21 protein-coding genes and 1 tRNA gene are annotated in these 15651 nt (G+C 51.1%); 2 read left to right on the top strand and 20 right to left on the bottom strand.

Annotation, left to right across the window (positions count from 1 at the left end; translation table 11 throughout):
• Positions 1 to 59 precede the first annotated feature (59 nt).
• The 19 genes from GC101_RS35760 to GC101_RS12315 all read right to left on the bottom strand — a co-directional run bounded on the left by GC101_RS35760 (position 60) and on the right by GC101_RS12315 (position 14278).
• Entirely contained in the window at positions 60 to 161 is a 102-nt protein-coding gene (locus tag GC101_RS35760) for a CD1375 family protein (RefSeq protein ID WP_216626580.1), read from the bottom strand.
• Complete coding sequence (locus tag GC101_RS12400) at positions 154 to 591, bottom strand: hypothetical protein (protein WP_171717531.1); 438 nt, start codon at positions 589 to 591, stop codon at positions 154 to 156. Before GC101_RS12400 ends, GC101_RS35760 begins: the two co-directional genes overlap by 8 nt.
• Positions 592 to 603: 12 nt before the next feature.
• Complete coding sequence (locus GC101_RS12395) at positions 604 to 2478, bottom strand: hypothetical protein (RefSeq protein ID WP_171717516.1); 1875 nt, start codon at positions 2476 to 2478, stop codon at positions 604 to 606.
• Positions 2479 to 2489: 11 nt separating this feature from the next.
• On the bottom strand, positions 2490 to 3101 hold the full coding sequence (locus GC101_RS12390; protein ID WP_171717530.1) for a putative phage tail protein: 612 nt from the start codon (positions 3099 to 3101) through the stop codon (positions 2490 to 2492).
• 2 nt (positions 3102 to 3103) lie between these two features.
• Positions 3104 to 3439, bottom strand: coding sequence for a hyaluronate lyase N-terminal domain-containing protein (locus GC101_RS12385; RefSeq protein WP_171717529.1), 336 nt, complete (start codon positions 3437 to 3439; stop codon positions 3104 to 3106).
• Between the two features lie 12 nt (positions 3440 to 3451).
• The gene (locus tag GC101_RS12380) at positions 3452 to 4474 is read right to left on the bottom strand and encodes a DUF2793 domain-containing protein (protein ID WP_171717528.1); all 1023 of its coding nucleotides are present in this window, start codon (positions 4472 to 4474) and stop codon (positions 3452 to 3454) included.
• Position 4475: 1 nt separating this feature from the next.
• The gene (locus GC101_RS12375; RefSeq protein WP_171717527.1) at positions 4476 to 4889 is read right to left on the bottom strand and encodes a phosphoglucomutase; all 414 of its coding nucleotides are present in this window, start codon (positions 4887 to 4889) and stop codon (positions 4476 to 4478) included.
• Positions 4890 to 4891: 2 nt separating this feature from the next.
• Entirely contained in the window at positions 4892 to 5950 is a 1059-nt protein-coding gene (locus GC101_RS12370; RefSeq protein ID WP_171717526.1) for a baseplate J/gp47 family protein, read from the bottom strand.
• The gene (locus GC101_RS12365; RefSeq protein ID WP_052422123.1) at positions 5943 to 6371 is read right to left on the bottom strand and encodes a DUF2634 domain-containing protein; all 429 of its coding nucleotides are present in this window, start codon (positions 6369 to 6371) and stop codon (positions 5943 to 5945) included. The genes GC101_RS12370 and GC101_RS12365 overlap by 8 nt, the downstream gene beginning before the upstream one ends.
• Complete coding sequence (locus GC101_RS12360) at positions 6368 to 6661, bottom strand: DUF2577 domain-containing protein (protein ID WP_171717525.1); 294 nt, start codon at positions 6659 to 6661, stop codon at positions 6368 to 6370. Before GC101_RS12360 ends, GC101_RS12365 begins: the two co-directional genes overlap by 4 nt.
• Positions 6662 to 6666: 5 nt before the next feature.
• Entirely contained in the window at positions 6667 to 7629 is a 963-nt protein-coding gene (locus tag GC101_RS12355; protein ID WP_171717524.1) for an XkdQ/YqbQ family protein, read from the bottom strand.
• A gap of 12 nt (positions 7630 to 7641) precedes the next feature.
• The gene (locus GC101_RS12350; RefSeq protein WP_171717523.1) at positions 7642 to 8388 is read right to left on the bottom strand and encodes a LysM peptidoglycan-binding domain-containing protein; all 747 of its coding nucleotides are present in this window, start codon (positions 8386 to 8388) and stop codon (positions 7642 to 7644) included.
• Position 8389: 1 nt separating this feature from the next.
• Positions 8390 to 10222 (bottom strand): phage tail tape measure protein, encoded by a 1833-nt coding sequence (locus GC101_RS12345; protein ID WP_171717522.1) that lies wholly within the window; start codon positions 10220 to 10222, stop codon positions 8390 to 8392.
• Between the two features lie 192 nt (positions 10223 to 10414).
• The gene (locus GC101_RS12340; RefSeq protein ID WP_039294170.1) at positions 10415 to 10837 is read right to left on the bottom strand and encodes a phage tail assembly chaperone; all 423 of its coding nucleotides are present in this window, start codon (positions 10835 to 10837) and stop codon (positions 10415 to 10417) included.
• 107 nt (positions 10838 to 10944) lie between these two features.
• Positions 10945 to 11415, bottom strand: a complete 471-nt coding sequence (locus GC101_RS12335) for a phage tail tube protein (RefSeq protein ID WP_039294168.1) — start codon at positions 11413 to 11415, stop codon at positions 10945 to 10947.
• Position 11416: 1 nt separating this feature from the next.
• Complete coding sequence (locus tag GC101_RS12330; RefSeq protein WP_171717521.1) at positions 11417 to 12739, bottom strand: phage tail sheath family protein; 1323 nt, start codon at positions 12737 to 12739, stop codon at positions 11417 to 11419.
• The gene (locus tag GC101_RS12325) at positions 12739 to 12945 is read right to left on the bottom strand and encodes a hypothetical protein (RefSeq protein ID WP_171717520.1); all 207 of its coding nucleotides are present in this window, start codon (positions 12943 to 12945) and stop codon (positions 12739 to 12741) included. The genes GC101_RS12330 and GC101_RS12325 overlap by 1 nt, the downstream gene beginning before the upstream one ends.
• A complete protein-coding gene (locus GC101_RS12320; protein ID WP_171717519.1) occupies positions 12942 to 13364 on the bottom strand; it encodes a phage tail terminator family protein in 423 nt (140 codons plus the stop codon). The genes GC101_RS12325 and GC101_RS12320 overlap by 4 nt, the downstream gene beginning before the upstream one ends.
• Positions 13365 to 13792: 428 nt before the next feature.
• Positions 13793 to 14278 (bottom strand): ArpU family phage packaging/lysis transcriptional regulator, encoded by a 486-nt coding sequence (locus GC101_RS12315; RefSeq protein ID WP_216626582.1) that lies wholly within the window; start codon positions 14276 to 14278, stop codon positions 13793 to 13795.
• A gap of 291 nt (positions 14279 to 14569) precedes the next feature.
• Here GC101_RS12315 and GC101_RS12310 point away from each other — a divergent pair, with 291 nt between their 5' ends.
• Positions 14570 to 15022 carry a helix-turn-helix domain-containing protein gene (locus GC101_RS12310; protein WP_171717518.1) on the top strand — a complete coding sequence of 151 codons (453 nt, stop codon included), beginning with the start codon at positions 14570 to 14572 and terminating at the stop codon, positions 15020 to 15022.
• Positions 15023 to 15064: 42 nt separating this feature from the next.
• Positions 15065 to 15478, top strand: coding sequence for an ImmA/IrrE family metallo-endopeptidase (locus tag GC101_RS12305; RefSeq protein WP_171717517.1), 414 nt, complete (start codon positions 15065 to 15067; stop codon positions 15476 to 15478).
• A gap of 79 nt (positions 15479 to 15557) precedes the next feature.
• On the opposite strand, the gene GC101_RS12300 is transcribed toward GC101_RS12305, so the two are convergent.
• Positions 15558 to 15631, bottom strand: a tRNA-Pro gene (locus GC101_RS12300).
• Positions 15632 to 15651 lie beyond the last annotated feature (20 nt).

The following is a 15651-nucleotide window of genomic DNA, read 5'->3' as shown; positions in this document are numbered from 1 at the left end:
TGCCCCCGGACGAGTCCGAGGGACAAAATAAAAACGCCTTATAGGGCGCCTGCGGTTATCTATTCTTCTAGCAGTTTAGTCACATCGGCGCGGATAATCTCCGGTACCTGCTTTAACGTCTTGAGACCCTTACGAATCAAGCTTGCATATACTTCAGCCATTGTCTTCGTCACCTCCTTTAGTGAGCTGTTCTGCCTCCAGCCCGGTTTGTCCGGCTAGCATAAGCTCGTACAACTCTGTGAGGGCTAATTGAGAGTCAGCTGCTTCTTGCCAAGTTACCTGCAATTCTTCAAATGTTTCAGTGAGCGCGAGCTGAGTCATCGCCAGATCCAGTTCCGCACTCGTCATCCGTTGTTCCAGTTCGATGACTTTCGGTGTGTAAGGATCAGCTGTCTCCGGTTCTTCGTAATCAAAATAGAGACTGGCATCCGTTAGATTCACCTTCAGCACCGGTTCTTTCCCGTTACTTACAGGCTCAGGCAACACATCGACTGTAACCCCATCCACACCTTTCAGGGATTCCATATCGTGGTACGTAGCATAAACGTACCCCACTCCATCCCTTGCATTATATGCACAAAAATAAGACATGTATTTCCCTCCTTAATTAGAATATGTGATACTTCCGGACAAACTCATTGTTGGGCTGTAACTATATGCCGAATCCGCTCTGAAATATAGGTTCAGAGGGGCGTCAGTGTTAAAGTTAGCCGGAAGGTTATAGGTTGAGGCTGCAGTGCTTATCATATTCCCACCATTATATGTTGACGCGCTCCATATCGTAAGCGTTCGTTTTGCAGCGTCATACATCATTCCAGTTGGATAAAGATAAAGGTTGCCACCCCGTTCCACATTTATCCAACCAACTTCAGCACCCGTCCAACCATCCTGCACAAATAAGGAAAAGCGTCCATAGTCATAGTAAACTGTTGATGAACCAGACCAGGTAAACCGTTTCGTTCCCGCTGGCATCGAACATATCAAATAAGCACGGCCGTCCCCCGCCACCCATCCGGAACTAAAGCTGATATCGATACGGCCGGACAGCGCCGGGGCCACGGTCCCATATACGCCGAAGATCTCTGCACCTTGTGCAATGTACCACGGCTGTAAATGTGCATTCACACTTTTAAGCTGATCAACGCTAACCTTGATCTCCCCGGCTCCGGCTCCACCTTTCCGGTATCCTTCTCGTGGATATACAGCAAGCGCCCCATCTCCCCACTTGCCTACGGACAGAGCCGGATCTGCCCCAGTGGAGATAACGGGCATACTGCCTTGCATACCTAGAATATTAACATCAGAGCGGACGTAACTCGCTATCAACCCCGGGGCATCCGCACTCACCCAAGTAGAGCCGTTATAGTAACCTGCTGGAGGTCTAAGGTGCGCTTTTGCATACTCATTCCCGTAGGCACCGGGTGGCCAATAAGCAGTGTCCGTTGGAGGCATATTGTTATTTTCCGCAGATCTGTTCGGCATCGTCCCTGCTGTACCCGCAATAGTTGTTCCGGCTAGAACAGATGCAGCTGGAACCGAAACACCCGCCACCGTAATCGCTGTATCATAAATCCCCGCTGCCTTGACCTGTGCACTGGGACCCGGCGTAACCGTCCCTCCCGTTTGCACCGTCAGCGTACCGGTTACATCCCCCACATCTGTTGCCGCCGTTTTTCCCGCGCGAATATCCCCGGCCACTGCATTCCCGGAGCCACCCGCGCTATCTGCCAAAAAATCCGTTCCAACCTTGCGGAACATATAGGGTTTGCCTGCAAGCAGCTTCCCGGCGGCGTATGCGATACCTTTTTGATCTTTCAATGGAATAGCCCCGAGACCGTTCACATTAAGTGTCGGGCCTGCTGTATTTACCAGATTCGGCACAATTGTAATACCAAATCCTTCGGGCAAACTCGCTGGTGCAGGAGTCAAATTAACAGTATAAGCTGCACCAGTACCTGACGTTATTGAATAAGCAGGCTGCCGCACGTAGTCCACAGTAGGGGACTTCCCATTCAGCTGCCCCTGAATCCCCGACGTCACCCCATCCAAATACCCGAACTCCGCATTAGACACAACACCCGTCCCGATCTTAGTCGCATCAATCGCCGCAGCAGCATTAACATCCGCATTCACAATCACCCCCGGAGCAATCGCGGTAACACCATCTCCCGTGCTGGTTACATCCCCGGTATGATTGGGATGAACATAATTATTTGCCCCGGCAGCCACGCCGTCCAGCTTCGCCTTATCCGCTGCAGCCATCAGCCCGGCGGTGGACGCAGTAGCAGCGGCGGTGGATGCCTTGGCATTCCATGCTGTGCGCTCAGCAGCCGTGATATGCTTGATCGCATCAGCGGCATGATCCTGCACAGCCTTGACGGCTGTGTCCAGAATATCCATATTGCCGTTCAAATCGGTTATATCTACAATGTCTGTACCATCCGGCTTTTTCAGCCCCAAATTCCCCGTTGTTTTCATCGCTCACACTCCTATTCGTATACTCTTAATTCGTTCCAGGTTCTGGCATGTGCACTATTCCAGGTAAGCGTCTTAACAGAGTCCCACCAGGTGTAGCTGTACACGAAGCTATAATCCAGATGTGCCGGTTTAATCTCCTCCATGATCTGGATCAGACCCGCCATATTGGCCGGAATGCCCAGCGTGCCGACGAAACGCACCTCGAAGCTGTACGCTCCTGGCACCTCCACTACCTCAACATCCCCGCCGGAAAAAGCGGATGCCGTCCGCCGGATCATCTCCGGAGTGGTCGTTCCGCTACCCCGCAGCTTGGCCTTGATCATCTCCCGGCGGGTTGCGTAAGACTTACCCGTATCCGAAGTCAGCGCCAGCATCCGCTCCCAGCGGGACAGACTCCACGTTGCAGACTCCAGAGTCTTCTGCGCATCGCTGTCAGCCATCGCATAGGCAAGCTCACCACACTGCGCACCGGCGCTCGCCTGAAGCTGCTCCATCTCGGGCACGCCCTGGTAATATTCCGGCAGGTACTTCATCAGATCCGGGACATTAACCTCCGGTCCTTCCCCCGCCACATCATCTGTCGAATACTCCAAAAGACCATATATACTGTCTCCGTAAGCCACGGCTACACCCCCTTAAGCTGATTCCAGGTTAGCGGACCTTTGGGCATATACTCATGCGTATGCGCCGCCGGCGGGAATACGGATGGCTTGCCGTCCACACCGGACCAAGGCACACTATCCGCAGCCTGCGCGTAATCGACCTTGCCGTTATTATTGGTATCATAGATGCTCTTCAACATGTCGCCGGTGCTTTGGGCGGCAACCAGCAGCAAATTACTGCTGCCACTCCCAATGTAGAGCTTGCCTGTATCGGTGCAGTAGCCCAGCTCGCCTGCGGCAAGCGTACCCAGCGCACTTTCTAAGCCGCGGCGAATTTGAATCAATGTCTTCAGTGCCATGGTCACCGCCCCCTAGAATGTTCCGCCATCTATACTGCCCACCGTCAGCCTGTTGCCATTGCCCGCATCATACACAATACTGCTGCCATCCACATTGGCCGCAACACCTGCCGCATCTACAGTAATACCTTTGCCGGCGGTTACAGCAATCGCATCTGCACTTACCGTGATTCCGTTGCCTGCTCCGATATTCAGCGTTACGGCATCCGCCTGTCCGCCGCCTGTGAGCCCGCTGCCTGCTGTAATGGTCTGCAGGGCTCCACCCGTCCGCACCCAAGCGGTCCCGTTCCAGCTGTAAATTTTCTGTTCATCATCCACATAAGCCGTCCAGCCGACCGCAGGAACATAATACACCCAGACCGCAGACTGATACTCGGCGACCTGATTGGTTTTCCCTGCCCATACACCGATAGCTCCAGCCGGGATGATATACCGTTCACCTTCAACCGGACTGGCCGGCGGAGCGGTCAGATTCTGATCCTTAACCGAGGCCTGAGGCTCAATATTATGCTTGGCCAGCTCAATCTCATTTTTGATTTTTTGCGCAGACCACAGATCTGTAATTGCCGTACCCGTATCATTAATCAACCGGTGCTTAGTGGCATCGTCGATATGGGTTTTGATCTCTGCTGCGGTCTTCGTATTGGTGCCGTCCGACACCTTATTCGGATGACCTGCGGTGATGTCCGCCTTGAGTACTTTGGCATAGGTAGTGCCGTCTGCGATATCATCCACGGTGCCGGTCAGATCTGTTAATTTCTGCGCATTCACCCGGCGCCAGGCCGCCCCGTCATCGAAGTACAAATAACCGCTGTTACTTCCGCTGCTCACATAATACAGACGGCCCACAGACGCTGCCGCAGGACGCGAAGCTTCCGGACCGGACAGCGCCCGCCCGACCATCGAATTGGATGTTCCATCGCCGATGTAGATCTCCTTCGTGTCTGTACAGAAGCCCATTTCACCGGCCTTCAGCGTCCCGTAAGTGGACAGTTCTGCCCGCGTACCGCGTTTCACTTGAATAGTTTGTGCCATTTTACACCTCTCTTTTGAAGGATCCGCCGTCAATCAGCCCGGCTTTTTTGTAACGTTCAAGCTCGCTTTGTGTAGCGGTCAGCCCAGACTGCAGCTGATTCACATCATCCGCTTCCACCGTATCTCCCGGCGTTTCGTAAGTCACATACACTTCCAGCACATCGGCATAGATCTTAATCATCCGCCGCCAAGGCGCCTCGTCAGGAAAAGACACTGAGTAATTCCGTACCTCAGTCCCGCTATAGCGTGAACCTGTATAGACGGATAGGGTCTGATTATTAATGTTATCGTGGGCAAGAAGCCCGCTGTACACACCGCCTGCAAGAAGAAGCTTCTCCTCGACGACATAGCTGCTGCCGTTTGCTTTTTTGTTCAGCTTGTCCTGAAAGACATCAATCTGCTCCGGATATCCCATCGCTACACCTCCAGTACGACATTGCCGAATAGCGGCACTTCAGTTTCGGTTAGAGTCACATTTCCCGTCCCGCCGTTCAGCTTCAGACCGCTATAATCCATAACACCCTCGGTATCCAGCAGCAGCGATCCAACTACGGATTGACTGATATAGGTGGCGGCAAAAGCTTTCTCTTTGCGGTATTTCTCCAGAATCGCTGTAAAAGCATTAATAACCGGCTGCAGCGCATAACCCGCTGCCAGCGTAACCCTGGCTGTGACGTTAATGGTTTTGCCTGTGGCCGATTCCACCGTCACTACGGCTCCGACCGGAGCTTGTCCTTCGCCAAGACCCGGAGCAGGATCGATATACTGCTGCACTTGAGAGACCAGCAGCGCGGAAGCAGGCTTGTGCTCCGCATTCACAATGACCACCTTTACCGTCTTCGGCCCGGCCCACAGCGGAAAGACCCGCGCTCCCCCTACGCCCTGGATGTCCTGTGCCCATTCCATATAATGATATTTATTGCCGCTCGTCGAAGGCCGTCTAGCCGAATCGAAGTACCGCTGGCGCAGCGCCTCATCTGACTCCGCATCCGTACCGGGAACGAGCAGTGCCGTAATCTCCCCACGTGCCAGCCCCGGGATATAATCGATGGGCAGCAGCGCACCCGAGTACTGATTCCCCTCTGCACCAGCGGTCTCACTTTCAAGACGGTACGTTCCGGGCGACAGCTTCTCCGCTGCGCTAAAGTGGAGCAAGCCCAGCGAAAACCGGCTGCCCAGAGGAACATCCAGCAGCTCCCCTCCGCTGGTATAGAACTTTCCGCTCAGCTGCGCTTTTCCTGCGGGGTGACGGGTGATTCCCGTCCAGGCAATGCTGCGTTCCAGATACTCACCACCCGCTGTATCAGGGAAATACAGATTATTGCTGACCTCAAGCTCAATATACATCTGGGCCATTTCGGCCGCCGCCGGAGCGAGCGCATCATAAATAATGCTTCCCTCGCGCTTGTCCATCCCTTCCGGAACCCGGTCCAGCATACGTTCAAGCAGGGCCTCATAGGTCTGATCTTCATACACCGGCAATCTCCTCCTTTCTCAGTTCAAAATTGCCGTAAACCGTGACAGCTGTGCAGCTGAAGCTTACCGTATCACCGTTAAAAAGAATTTCCACATCCTCAAGCTGCTGAATCCGCTCATCCTGAAGCAGCGCCTCACTTACGATTCTGCGCAGCTCCGGCCGGGCCAGCAGCCTGTCTTGTCCCAGTACGAGACTCCATTCCGTTCCGTAGTTTGGACTATAGATCAAATGCTCGAAGCGGGCGGTCTGCAGCACCTTAACCGCTGCCTGTTTCACTGCCTCAAGTCCATCCATACGTCCGGCTATCCGCTTGTGCTCAAAGTCCATCCGGTACGTTAGGCTGGGGCTAATGCCTGAAGCTGTTGCACTCCCCTCAAGAGCTGCCGTAACCGGACCCGATCTGCCGATTGCCGGGATCATAGGTCCACCAGCCGATCCAGAACGATATAGCTCTGTCCGCCCTGCATCCGGACGAGCAGCACGCGGTCACCCGTTTCCAGGCCCCGGCGGAGCAAGATTTCTCTGCCCTCAAGCACTGCCTTGCTCTCCATCACGGACTCTGGCACAACCAGCGCAGGTCCCGTCAGAATGAACCGCTGCTCCACCTGGATCTGCAACGGCTGTGCCCCGACTACCGTTCCATAAGAAAAAGCCACAGGATTCGTATTCGATACGGCCCCGAGGCTTGCTTGTTTAATAATATCGAGCATGTCTTCTACACCACCTTAATGTCTAGGGACATCGTATGCTCCCCTCCTGAAATCTTATGGCTGCATTGGTCGACCAGAAACAGCTGCGTCTCAAACTCATCAAGCAGTACATAGATGAAATTTCCGGCCCGGACCCGAATATCACCAATCGCTTGTACAGAGAGGCTAAGCTTCTCGCGGTTATGCAGCTTCAGCAGATTGCCTGCCTTCTCCTGGATTTGCGCAGCATTCGCCTTGTCATCCGCCTTCTGGTACAGATGAAGAATTCCCCAGCGTTCCACATTTTCCTTATCCGTTGCCGGGAAAAACTCACGTTTGCCGGTTTCCTCATTGTCTTGATAGAGAAGGATCGTATTGTACGTATCATCGTCAATGCTTCTTTTAAGCGAATAATCATACAGATAATGACCGGCACCAAGGATCACATTCAGCAGCATTGCCTGAGGCGCACGCAGGGTCAGCTTTCCGAAATCATCATAAAAAGCCATCAGCTGGCCCATATACTGCAGCTCACTGCCGATGGCGCCCATAATAATATCGAGCAATTTTTTATTATCCTCGATCAGGGAGGGGATCGTGTACTTCGCCGGGTCCAGCACTCCGAGCCGAAGGCCATAGTCTGTAGCGACTTTGCGGATCAGCTCACTTGCAGTAATATCCTGCAGCACATAGCTGCCGTTGCCCAGCAGATAACGGATCTGATCATACGCCGTCAGCTTAATTTCTTGATTCGCTCCCGTATCGATGCTGAAGACGAAACCGTAGAATACATCCATTCCGTCTTTCCTGAACTGCACAATATCCCCGTTACTGATGCCGAACTTCGCATGCTGGTAAATCCCGCTGTCCGCCAGCGTAAGCTCGAGTGTAGCAGGCTTTCCGGTACGCGTGGTTTTCCATGAGATATCAGTGGCAATCCCGGAAACATCCCAGATCGCGCCTTCTTTATTGATTACTATTAATTCCATCGCCATGGCCTCCTACGACAGCTTAATCACTCTGCCGATTTTAAGCTTCTTCAGTTCACTGTCCGGGATACTGTTAAGCTTTTGCAGAGTTTTGCTTTTGCTGCCGTCACCCAGGTGCTTTTGAGCAATGGACCAGAGGGTATCCCCGGCTTTGATCGTATAAGTGGCGGGTGCTGTCTTCTCGCTTGCCCGTTTCTGCTGCGTCTTCACTTCACCCTTGTTGTCAATCTTCATGGCTAACGCCTGATAGAATACATACTTTTTGAGACCGATAGTATACTCGATGTCCCCGGAAGAACCCGCACTCAGCTTCCAGGAGAAGCTTTCAATGCTGACCGCCATATTGATGCCAATGTCCCCGGTAAAAGTCTGCTGCGCCTGCGTATTCGCCTGCTTCAGCCAATCTGGAGTCTGCGTATCCTGCACATTCACAGCCTTCAGCCCCGAGAAAACAAACCGGACCGGCCTGCGGCTCAGCATCCATTTCCGGATCAGCTCCACATATTCATAGGGCTTCAGCAGCTTGCCGGCATTCTCGCCCGAATACACCACAAACGGATAATACTGTGCCGGAAAAATACTCTCAATGGTGATCTCCGTCAGCTTCGGATAAGCAATAGCATTGATCTCACCAAAATCAATGACCGTATAGCTCTTGCTGTCGCCATTCTCTTTGATCTCGAGGGTCTCAGGGTTAACCGGAAGCCGGATCACCTCTTCATAGTTGTTGAAGCTAAGATAGAACCCATACTCCTCCATGTTACGTGTACACCCCCTGGGCCGTAGAGACAAATTCCTCTTTCAGCTTTTGCCCGATCTTCGTGATGATGGAGTCAATATCGCCGGAGTTATTAATATTACCCGTTGTTACCTGAACAGTTGGCGTCAGCTCGACAAAATTTTGAATCGACTGAATCTCCGCCAGCTCCCGCAGCATGTCCAGGTCATCACTTGAGATATCCACCTTTTCATTAATGGAACCTACTTCGCCCACTTTGTTGACGCTGTTGATGTTCGCTGCAGCAGCTTGAGCAGGATTCTGGGATTTATCATTTTTTGGCTTGACCCGATCCAGCTTGGTATTGAATTTTGCGGGGAGATCTGATGCCTTGTCCCCATACTCCTTTACTGTTTTGGCGGTATCCACAAATTCTTTCTTTTTGGTATTGTACACATCCTTAGTTGATGTAGGCTCTACCAGGGTACCTTGAGCATTCTTAACCATATCACTGAAGACATGCGGATTCTCTGCTTCAAGAAAGTTAGGTTTGAAATCGGCCAGAAATTCAAAACCGGGAAATTTGCTTAACCACCCCGCCATAACTTGAATTCCCTTAAGCACAAAATTGATGCCTTCTGCTATAGCCTTTACGAACCCGCCTGCAAAGCTTTCAACACCTAACGCCATTTGGTAAATGAAGCCCAGGAAGTTCGTGGCCAGGTCATAAAATAGCTTTTGCACAGCATATGTCGGATCAATAAACAAGTTACGGAAGAAGTCTGCAAATGAAACGAAGTTATTATACAGACCGATAACAAAATTCTCTATCGTTGCCCTCAGCCAGCCAAAAGCTCCCCCGATAAAAGCCACTACCTCGTTTACGGACACACCTGCTTGTTGAAGAATATAGATAAGCAGCGCTACAGCCGCAACAATTAAAAGGATCGGCCACATGCCTACAAGCCACGCGGCAGCAAGATTATATAACTGCACAATCATTGCAGCTATGAAGACAATGGCAATGGCCGCAAGGATCGGCCCTACAACATCCCAGTTCTCCTGGAACGCTGTAAACATATACAAGATGCCATTTACAACTTCTCCAATCACAGTAGCTATTACCAAGAATGCATTCGCGATCAGATTTAGTGCAGTAGACATTCCTTCAGATTGAAATGCATTATTCAAGGTATCCAGAATCGGACGCAACGCAACGATGGCTTTTTGACCCATCATTTCAACTGCGCTATCCATGTTGCCCTGCAGCTTGTTCCATTTCCCCTTATCTTCCTCCGTTGCGTTCGCAGCTATCGCTTTCGTACCCAGAGACTTAACCTTATCGAACACACCGCCAAGGTCCAGTGAACCCAAGGAGTCCTTCGTTTTGGAGAGGAATCCCGGCTCCGCTGCTTTCCGTGCCTTTTCTGCTGCCTTTTGTTCCTTTTCCGCTGCAGCTTCCTTCTTCTTGTTCTGCATATAACCTATGGCTTTATCCCCAACGTAAGTGATTAGTTCGAATCCGCCTACGTCCAGTGCCTTCATTATTTTTTGAACTTCACCCATGAATCCGCTTTTGGCATTCCGGACATCGTTATTATCCGGATCGTCATCGTTAGAACTGCCCGCAGAGCGGCGGGACCTGGAAGAGTCACCTTCATCCGCGAGCCGTCTGGCCGCTTCCTGAGACTGCATGAACCCTTCCATGAAAGACTTGTTTTTCTCTTCATACACCCGCTCCAGTATCTGCTGCAGTTCGCCCAGCGAGTGGCTGGCCCGGTTAAAATTCTGATTCAGCCGGTCCCACTGTGAGTTCACATTTTGCCAGACGGTTAATGCTGTTACGGGAACCAATGCTGTACTCGTAATTTCCATTCATTCACCCCCTTCATCTCTTCTTCCCCTTACTCCGGGCGCGCTCCCGCTTCTCCTTGTCCACGCGCACAGCAATCATGGCATAGATCGCCGCACGTTCGCGGACGGAGAGCTTCATCAGCTCATGCGGCAAAATATGCAGCTCGTGGAGGGCGTAGTAGGCCAGATTAGCCTCACCATCGCCCTCGTTGATTAGTTTTTTACGTCATCTACCAGCTCGTTCATATCTGTAGCGAAGCCGTTCAGAGCCTGTACCCGCTCACCAAGCGCCGCGAACTCACCGGGCAGCAGCATTTTGCGCAGCAGTGATTCGGCCCCCATCACCCCATAAGAGCGCTGCAGCTCGGTGTTCTTCAGATCCGGATGCACTACGCTTGCCGTCATCAGCTTGGCCATATACTCATTCGGATCAATCTCGGTGGTGTAGGTACCGTTCTTTCCTTTGACCTTGCGGGTTGCGGCTTTGCGGCATTCCTGGTTCTCATCTTCATTCATGCTGCGCAGCTTCCAGACGGCAGCTTTACCTTCCTTATCCTTGAAACGTTGCGAGACCACAAACTCCTCTGTTGTATCACATGCCGCATTTTGCGCAAAAAATAAACTTAATTCACTCATGTTGTTCCTCCCAGATTCTTATTGTGTATCAACAAAAGAAGAGACCCGCCGCCATATAATACGCCCGGGTCTTTCCAGCTGTTGTCTATGGATATGCCTGCTTAATCTTATTGGCCGGAATTTGCCGGGGCACTGAAGGGCTGAACCAATTCCACATCCTCAAAAGTAAAGCTGACCTCTTCCTCAAGCGCATCCGATTCCGTATCCAGCGAGGCCATAATGACACTGTCCAGATTGACATCCTTCAGCATGATGCGCTGTGCGCCAACTGTAGAGGACGGGTCTTCATTCGTCACAATAATACTGAAATACTGGTCAATCCCCGTCTTCATGTATTCCAGCATCATTTGGCGGAAACGGCTCGTCATATAGAAAATCGTCATCGTACCGCTACCCGACCATCCGGTTGCCTTATGCTGCACCCCGCGGCGACCAAGCGTTTTCACTTCCGCCTTCTGCTTCTCCACCGTGGCTTCCAGCGTTTTTACATAGAACATTTCTTCCGTCTGTCCGTTAATTGTGGCATAAGCCCGGCCCTCCTGGCCGGATAGCGTATCGCTGGCTTTCAAGAATGTCATCTTAAACCACCTTCACTTTCATATATACTTTTTCTACGGAATCCACCGGCTTCACAGCCACATCCAGCACCACACTGTCACTGTCCGCTCCGGGGGTAACTACAATATCGCTCTGTGCGTTGAAGTTCTCAATCGCCCCCAGGTTCTGCAGATCATTCATATAGGTAACGCACTGCGACCAGAACAGCGCACGCCCGTCTTCATTATTCGGCAATTTACCGATGAAGTAATTCTCAAAAATCCGTTTCAAATCTCCGGCGATTCCATCCAGCACGCGCAGCACACGGTTTTTGGAGAACGCCTTGCCCTTGTCTGGTGAAAAGGAAGTGAACGTGTTGATATCCTGCTCGACCACAGCCCGGCCGCCATTATACGTAAAGAGCAGTTCACCGTCTGTAAGCGCGGCTACGGTCTCGGAATGGCTGAATCGCACATCCGCGTCAACGGCATCATCATAGGCCTGATAAGTCAGGGATTCGTTCACCGCAGCAGCGGCGGTAGCACCGGCTACCCAAGCTACGGCATGAGCTTTATCCACAACAGTCCCATCACTCAGCACCACACCGTTTGCCACACTGATAATGCCCTCATGGTCAGCCGTAGCATAATCGGACAATATCGCCTGGACCTTCTTGCCTTCCGTATTGCGCAGACGCTTCACATAAGCGCTATATAGCGCCTTGAGCGTGTTATCCTCGGATACCAGCCCCACAGTCTGGAAGTCCTGAACCTCCAGCGCCGCCAGGAAGTCGCTATGTTCTGCATTCGTTACCGTACCATTCGCACCGCTTACAAGCGGCATTCCAGCCGTTAACGTCAGTGCACCGGGTCCATTCGGCTTGAATTCTACATAATCGTTCGCAGTCAGCCCGGCAGCCGCAGCTACTGTCTGCTTATCCACCTCTGTATTCTCAAGCAAAGTCCGCACATCGAACTGAGCGTTGTCGTCGATATTCTTTTCGATAACAATCTTGAGTGCATTACCGCGTTCTCCGCCATACAGCGCCGTAGCCTGCACCCCGTTATTGGTGACTGTAGCCTTCACTCCCTGATTCAAACGGTAGAGCAGCAGCGTACCTGCCCGTTTCAGTACCTCTCTTACCGGCTGCAGCTGCGCATCCGTCAGATCAAATCCCAGCTTCTGCATGAAATCATCCTGGGCTGTAAGCTTAAGCATGACTCCAGCTTGTCCCCAAGGCAGCGTAAGCGCCAAGGCCGCCGTACCGCGTTCCCCCATTTTACCTGACACGCTTCCGTTCGAAGCCACATTTACGTATACTCCCGGACGCACCTTGTTTTGTGTTGTCCATGTTCCTCCAGCCATTAGATAACCTCCTTATTTAGATAAAGCTTCATTAATTTCTTAGCCTCTTCCAGGCTGTAGCTCCCGCTCTCTTGCAGAACTACTTCCAGTACATCTTTTTCCTTCGGCGAAAATAAGACAGAACCCATAATCTGCTTCTTGCCAAAAGCATTCTGCTCTTCCCCGCCCCGCTTCAGCTCACTTGCATTCGTTTTCTTTGAACTCATTTCAGCCGTGCTCCTTCTGTGAAGTGACCCATCAGTTCTGCCTCGCCCTGCGGCTGCTTCTGCTTCTGGAGATAGAGCATATAGTCCACTGTGAACAGCGGCCCATGTCCCTCTGCTCCTGCCTCCCATGACTGGCGAATCACACGAAAGGATGAATTCCCGCTTTCCCTGGCCGCCAGCGCTTCACACAAGCCGTCCGCCATGCTCTCTGCATCCAGCAAACTTCCCTGCTCGTAGCGGATACCGAAACGGTACACCGCCATGTATCGGCCTTCACGTTGCCGGTCGTACGTTGCCGAGATTAGCTCCGGTTTGAAGTAGGCTGACTGCGGCTTGTCCCCTTCCACATAGACAGGTACATCCGGATAATACTCTGCCAGCGCATCTGTGATGTTCTCCCGCAATTGTTGTACAGTCATGATTTCATTCCTCTCAAGATAAGTTGTGATAATCCCTCCCCCCTTCTGGAAATCACAAACGGATAGATTCCTGACAAGAATAATATCCGCCTCGTATTAGGCCTCTGCTGAAGGAGCTTTCACCACGCTTATGCCTCAGCCCCCAAGGGACTGTATCTTGTAGAGCATTCATGCTCCAGCGGTGTCCTTCTGCTTCATTTGCCATGTTATAAATATAGACCCTTTGAATCTCTGCGCAGACGCTATTATAGAGGAGAAATGACTAACTTCCAGAGACCCTTGGGATGAAAAAAGGTGGTGCCAGTGGTCCACGTAAAAAAAGCCGCATCACCCATTGGGCAATACAGCTTCGTGCACTACTTATTATCTAAAACAACTGAATCTCCAGGCAATTTCCGCGAGAAGGTTCAGCTTCAGCAGACAGTCTGCTATTTCTCCTTCCGGGCCCCAGAAGATGTTTTCTCAAGCGCAGCTAATGATAACAACTGCAGATCTGCAAGCGCGAGTGCCATTTTATAGAACGCCTTCGACCTTATTTTCACATAAGTGTCCTTACTCACCGGGGGATCGAACACATGATTATAGATCGTGTAGTCATAGCTCTCCTCTCTGCGCAAGTAACGCTCCCTCACAAGCTGCTGTTCCCTAAGTGTAAGCCTTTCTACTACGGAATCTATCAGTGCACAGTATGCTCTTCTTGCCGCAGGCACATCCACGTTATGAGTTGCTATAGCCGCCGTCTGATCCGTAACCGAATTAGTCGCGCCATGAAATCTTTCCGTATAGGAGTACGTAATTCCGGCCTCTTTAGCCTCGAAAGTTACGGTCTTAAAAATACGGTATTTCTCCAGCATATTCTCTATAGTGACCTGAGTAAGACGGCGGTCAAGCTCGGGCAGCGAAGCTAGAATCATCATGTGAACCACTCCTTTGATGTTGAACAGATTTGAGAACTTTATTGCGGACCTTTGCAGCGAAATGTGGTAGAATTCTACTTGTTCGTATATTGTTCGCCTTTTTCAATAATATACCACTTATCTGCCAATTCCGTAAAATCCCATTTAAGCCCGTTTTAGAGCAGAAACATGCTATATTCATTAATTATCTTACCTTTTGGCAATAATAGCCGCTTTATTGTTTACCTATTGGCATAAATAGCTTATATTAATAGCAACAGCTTATTAGGTGATAAGGAGTGGTTAACAATGGCAGAGGAATTCGGGAACTATCTGAAACGGCTTCGGGAAGGAAAGGGACTGACAATCAATCAGTTGGCATCCCTTGCCGGAATTAGCGGAGCACAAATTTCGCGGATAGAGAATGGACTACGGGGTGTCCCTAAGCCGGCTACACTGCGTAAGATTGCTGAAGCGACCGATGTCTCTTATGAGGAGCTTATGGGCCATGCCGGTCATTTAACCGAATCACAGAGTAGTACTGGAGGTACTGGAGGGTCAGTGCCTGCATGGGCTACGAGTAAGGATAAGCGTGATTTCCGCCAAATGCTTGAGGATGACGGTGAGCTGATGTTTGACGGGATCCCACTGAACAAGGAAGATAAGCAGCGGATCAAGGATGTATTGACAGGTCTATTCTGGGAGGCCAAGCAGATGAACAAAAGAACCAAGCCCAAGCACGATTCAGGTACGAAGGAATAGCCAGGCTATCATACAACTATTAACATGCTGCGGGTGAAGAATATGGATGAGCTAATCAAGCGTCTGGTCAAAAAATATAAAACCAACAGCCCCTTCGAGCTGGCTGCGGCCCTCGGCATTCACATCAGGTTCATGAATCTGGGCGAAGGCACCAAGGGCTTGTATTACCGTAAGTTAAGAAGAAGGTTTATCGTCATTCATAATGAGCTACCTCTGGAATGGCAGCGGTTTGTATGTGCGCATGAATTGGCCCATGACCGTCTGCATAAAGGGGTTAACCGTTTTTTTCTAGAGGAAAACTCTTTTTTCTCACCGGGGAAGCTGGAGCGTCAGGCTAATATATTCGCAGTGAAGCTGCTATCCGCTGGCACTTCTATCGAGCAGGATGAATCTTTACAGAGCTATTATGCAAGGATCGGCATCCCGGCAGAGGTTGTCTTTTTTTTAGAGAATTAAAGGAACGTATGTTCCTTTAATCGTGCAACAAAAAACTCTTACCGAAGTAAGAGTTCATTGCCAGCTACTAGCTGTGTTATCGGGATGACACGATTTGAACATGCGACCCCCTGGTCCCAAACCAGGTGCTCTACCAAGCTGAGCTACATCCCGAAACTATGAAATTTAATATG

The organism is Paenibacillus phytohabitans, from assembly GCF_013141775.1.
Lineage (GTDB): Bacteria > Bacillota > Bacilli > Paenibacillales > Paenibacillaceae > Paenibacillus_AQ > Paenibacillus_AQ phytohabitans.
This window is presented reverse-complemented; position numbering and strand designations above follow the sequence as displayed.

Bases quoted from the DNA above. Each gene is read 5' to 3' on its own strand.
- GC101_RS12400 (WP_171717531.1), bottom strand. From the start codon at position 591: ATGTCTTATTTTTGTGCATATAATGCAAGGGATGGAGTGGGGTACGTT.
- GC101_RS12320 (WP_171717519.1), bottom strand. From the start codon at position 13,364: ATGACTGTACAACAATTGCGGGAGAACATCACAGATGCGCTGGCAGAG.
- GC101_RS12360 (WP_171717525.1), bottom strand. From the start codon at position 6,661: ATGCTCGATATTATTAAACAAGCAAGCCTCGGGGCCGTATCGAATACG.
- GC101_RS12355 (WP_171717524.1), bottom strand. From the start codon at position 7,629: ATGGAATTAATAGTAATCAATAAAGAAGGCGCGATCTGGGATGTTTCC.
- GC101_RS12325 (WP_171717520.1), bottom strand. From the start codon at position 12,945: ATGAGTTCAAAGAAAACGAATGCAAGTGAGCTGAAGCGGGGCGGGGAA.
- GC101_RS12340 (WP_039294170.1), bottom strand. From the start codon at position 10,837: ATGAGTGAATTAAGTTTATTTTTTGCGCAAAATGCGGCATGTGATACA.
- GC101_RS12330 (WP_171717521.1), bottom strand. From the start codon at position 12,739: ATGGCTGGAGGAACATGGACAACACAAAACAAGGTGCGTCCGGGAGTA.
- GC101_RS12375 (WP_171717527.1), bottom strand. From the start codon at position 4,889: ATGGGATATCCGGAGCAGATTGATGTCTTTCAGGACAAGCTGAACAAA.
- GC101_RS12395 (WP_171717516.1), bottom strand. From the start codon at position 2,478: ATGAAAACAACGGGGAATTTGGGGCTGAAAAAGCCGGATGGTACAGAC.
- GC101_RS12350 (WP_171717523.1), bottom strand. From the start codon at position 8,388: ATGGAGGAGTATGGGTTCTATCTTAGCTTCAACAACTATGAAGAGGTG.
- GC101_RS12305 (WP_171717517.1), top strand. From the start codon at position 15,065: ATGGATGAGCTAATCAAGCGTCTGGTCAAAAAATATAAAACCAACAGC.
- GC101_RS12345 (WP_171717522.1), bottom strand. From the start codon at position 10,222: ATGGAAATTACGAGTACAGCATTGGTTCCCGTAACAGCATTAACCGTC.
- GC101_RS12365 (WP_052422123.1), bottom strand. From the start codon at position 6,371: ATGATCCCGGCAATCGGCAGATCGGGTCCGGTTACGGCAGCTCTTGAG.
- GC101_RS12380 (WP_171717528.1), bottom strand. From the start codon at position 4,474: ATGGCACAAACTATTCAAGTGAAACGCGGTACGCGGGCAGAACTGTCC.
- GC101_RS12385 (WP_171717529.1), bottom strand. From the start codon at position 3,439: ATGGCACTGAAGACATTGATTCAAATTCGCCGCGGCTTAGAAAGTGCG.
- GC101_RS12335 (WP_039294168.1), bottom strand. From the start codon at position 11,415: ATGACATTCTTGAAAGCCAGCGATACGCTATCCGGCCAGGAGGGCCGG.
- GC101_RS12310 (WP_171717518.1), top strand. From the start codon at position 14,570: ATGGCAGAGGAATTCGGGAACTATCTGAAACGGCTTCGGGAAGGAAAG.
- GC101_RS12315 (WP_216626582.1), bottom strand. From the start codon at position 14,278: ATGATTCTAGCTTCGCTGCCCGAGCTTGACCGCCGTCTTACTCAGGTC.
- GC101_RS35760 (WP_216626580.1), bottom strand. From the start codon at position 161: ATGGCTGAAGTATATGCAAGCTTGATTCGTAAGGGTCTCAAGACGTTA.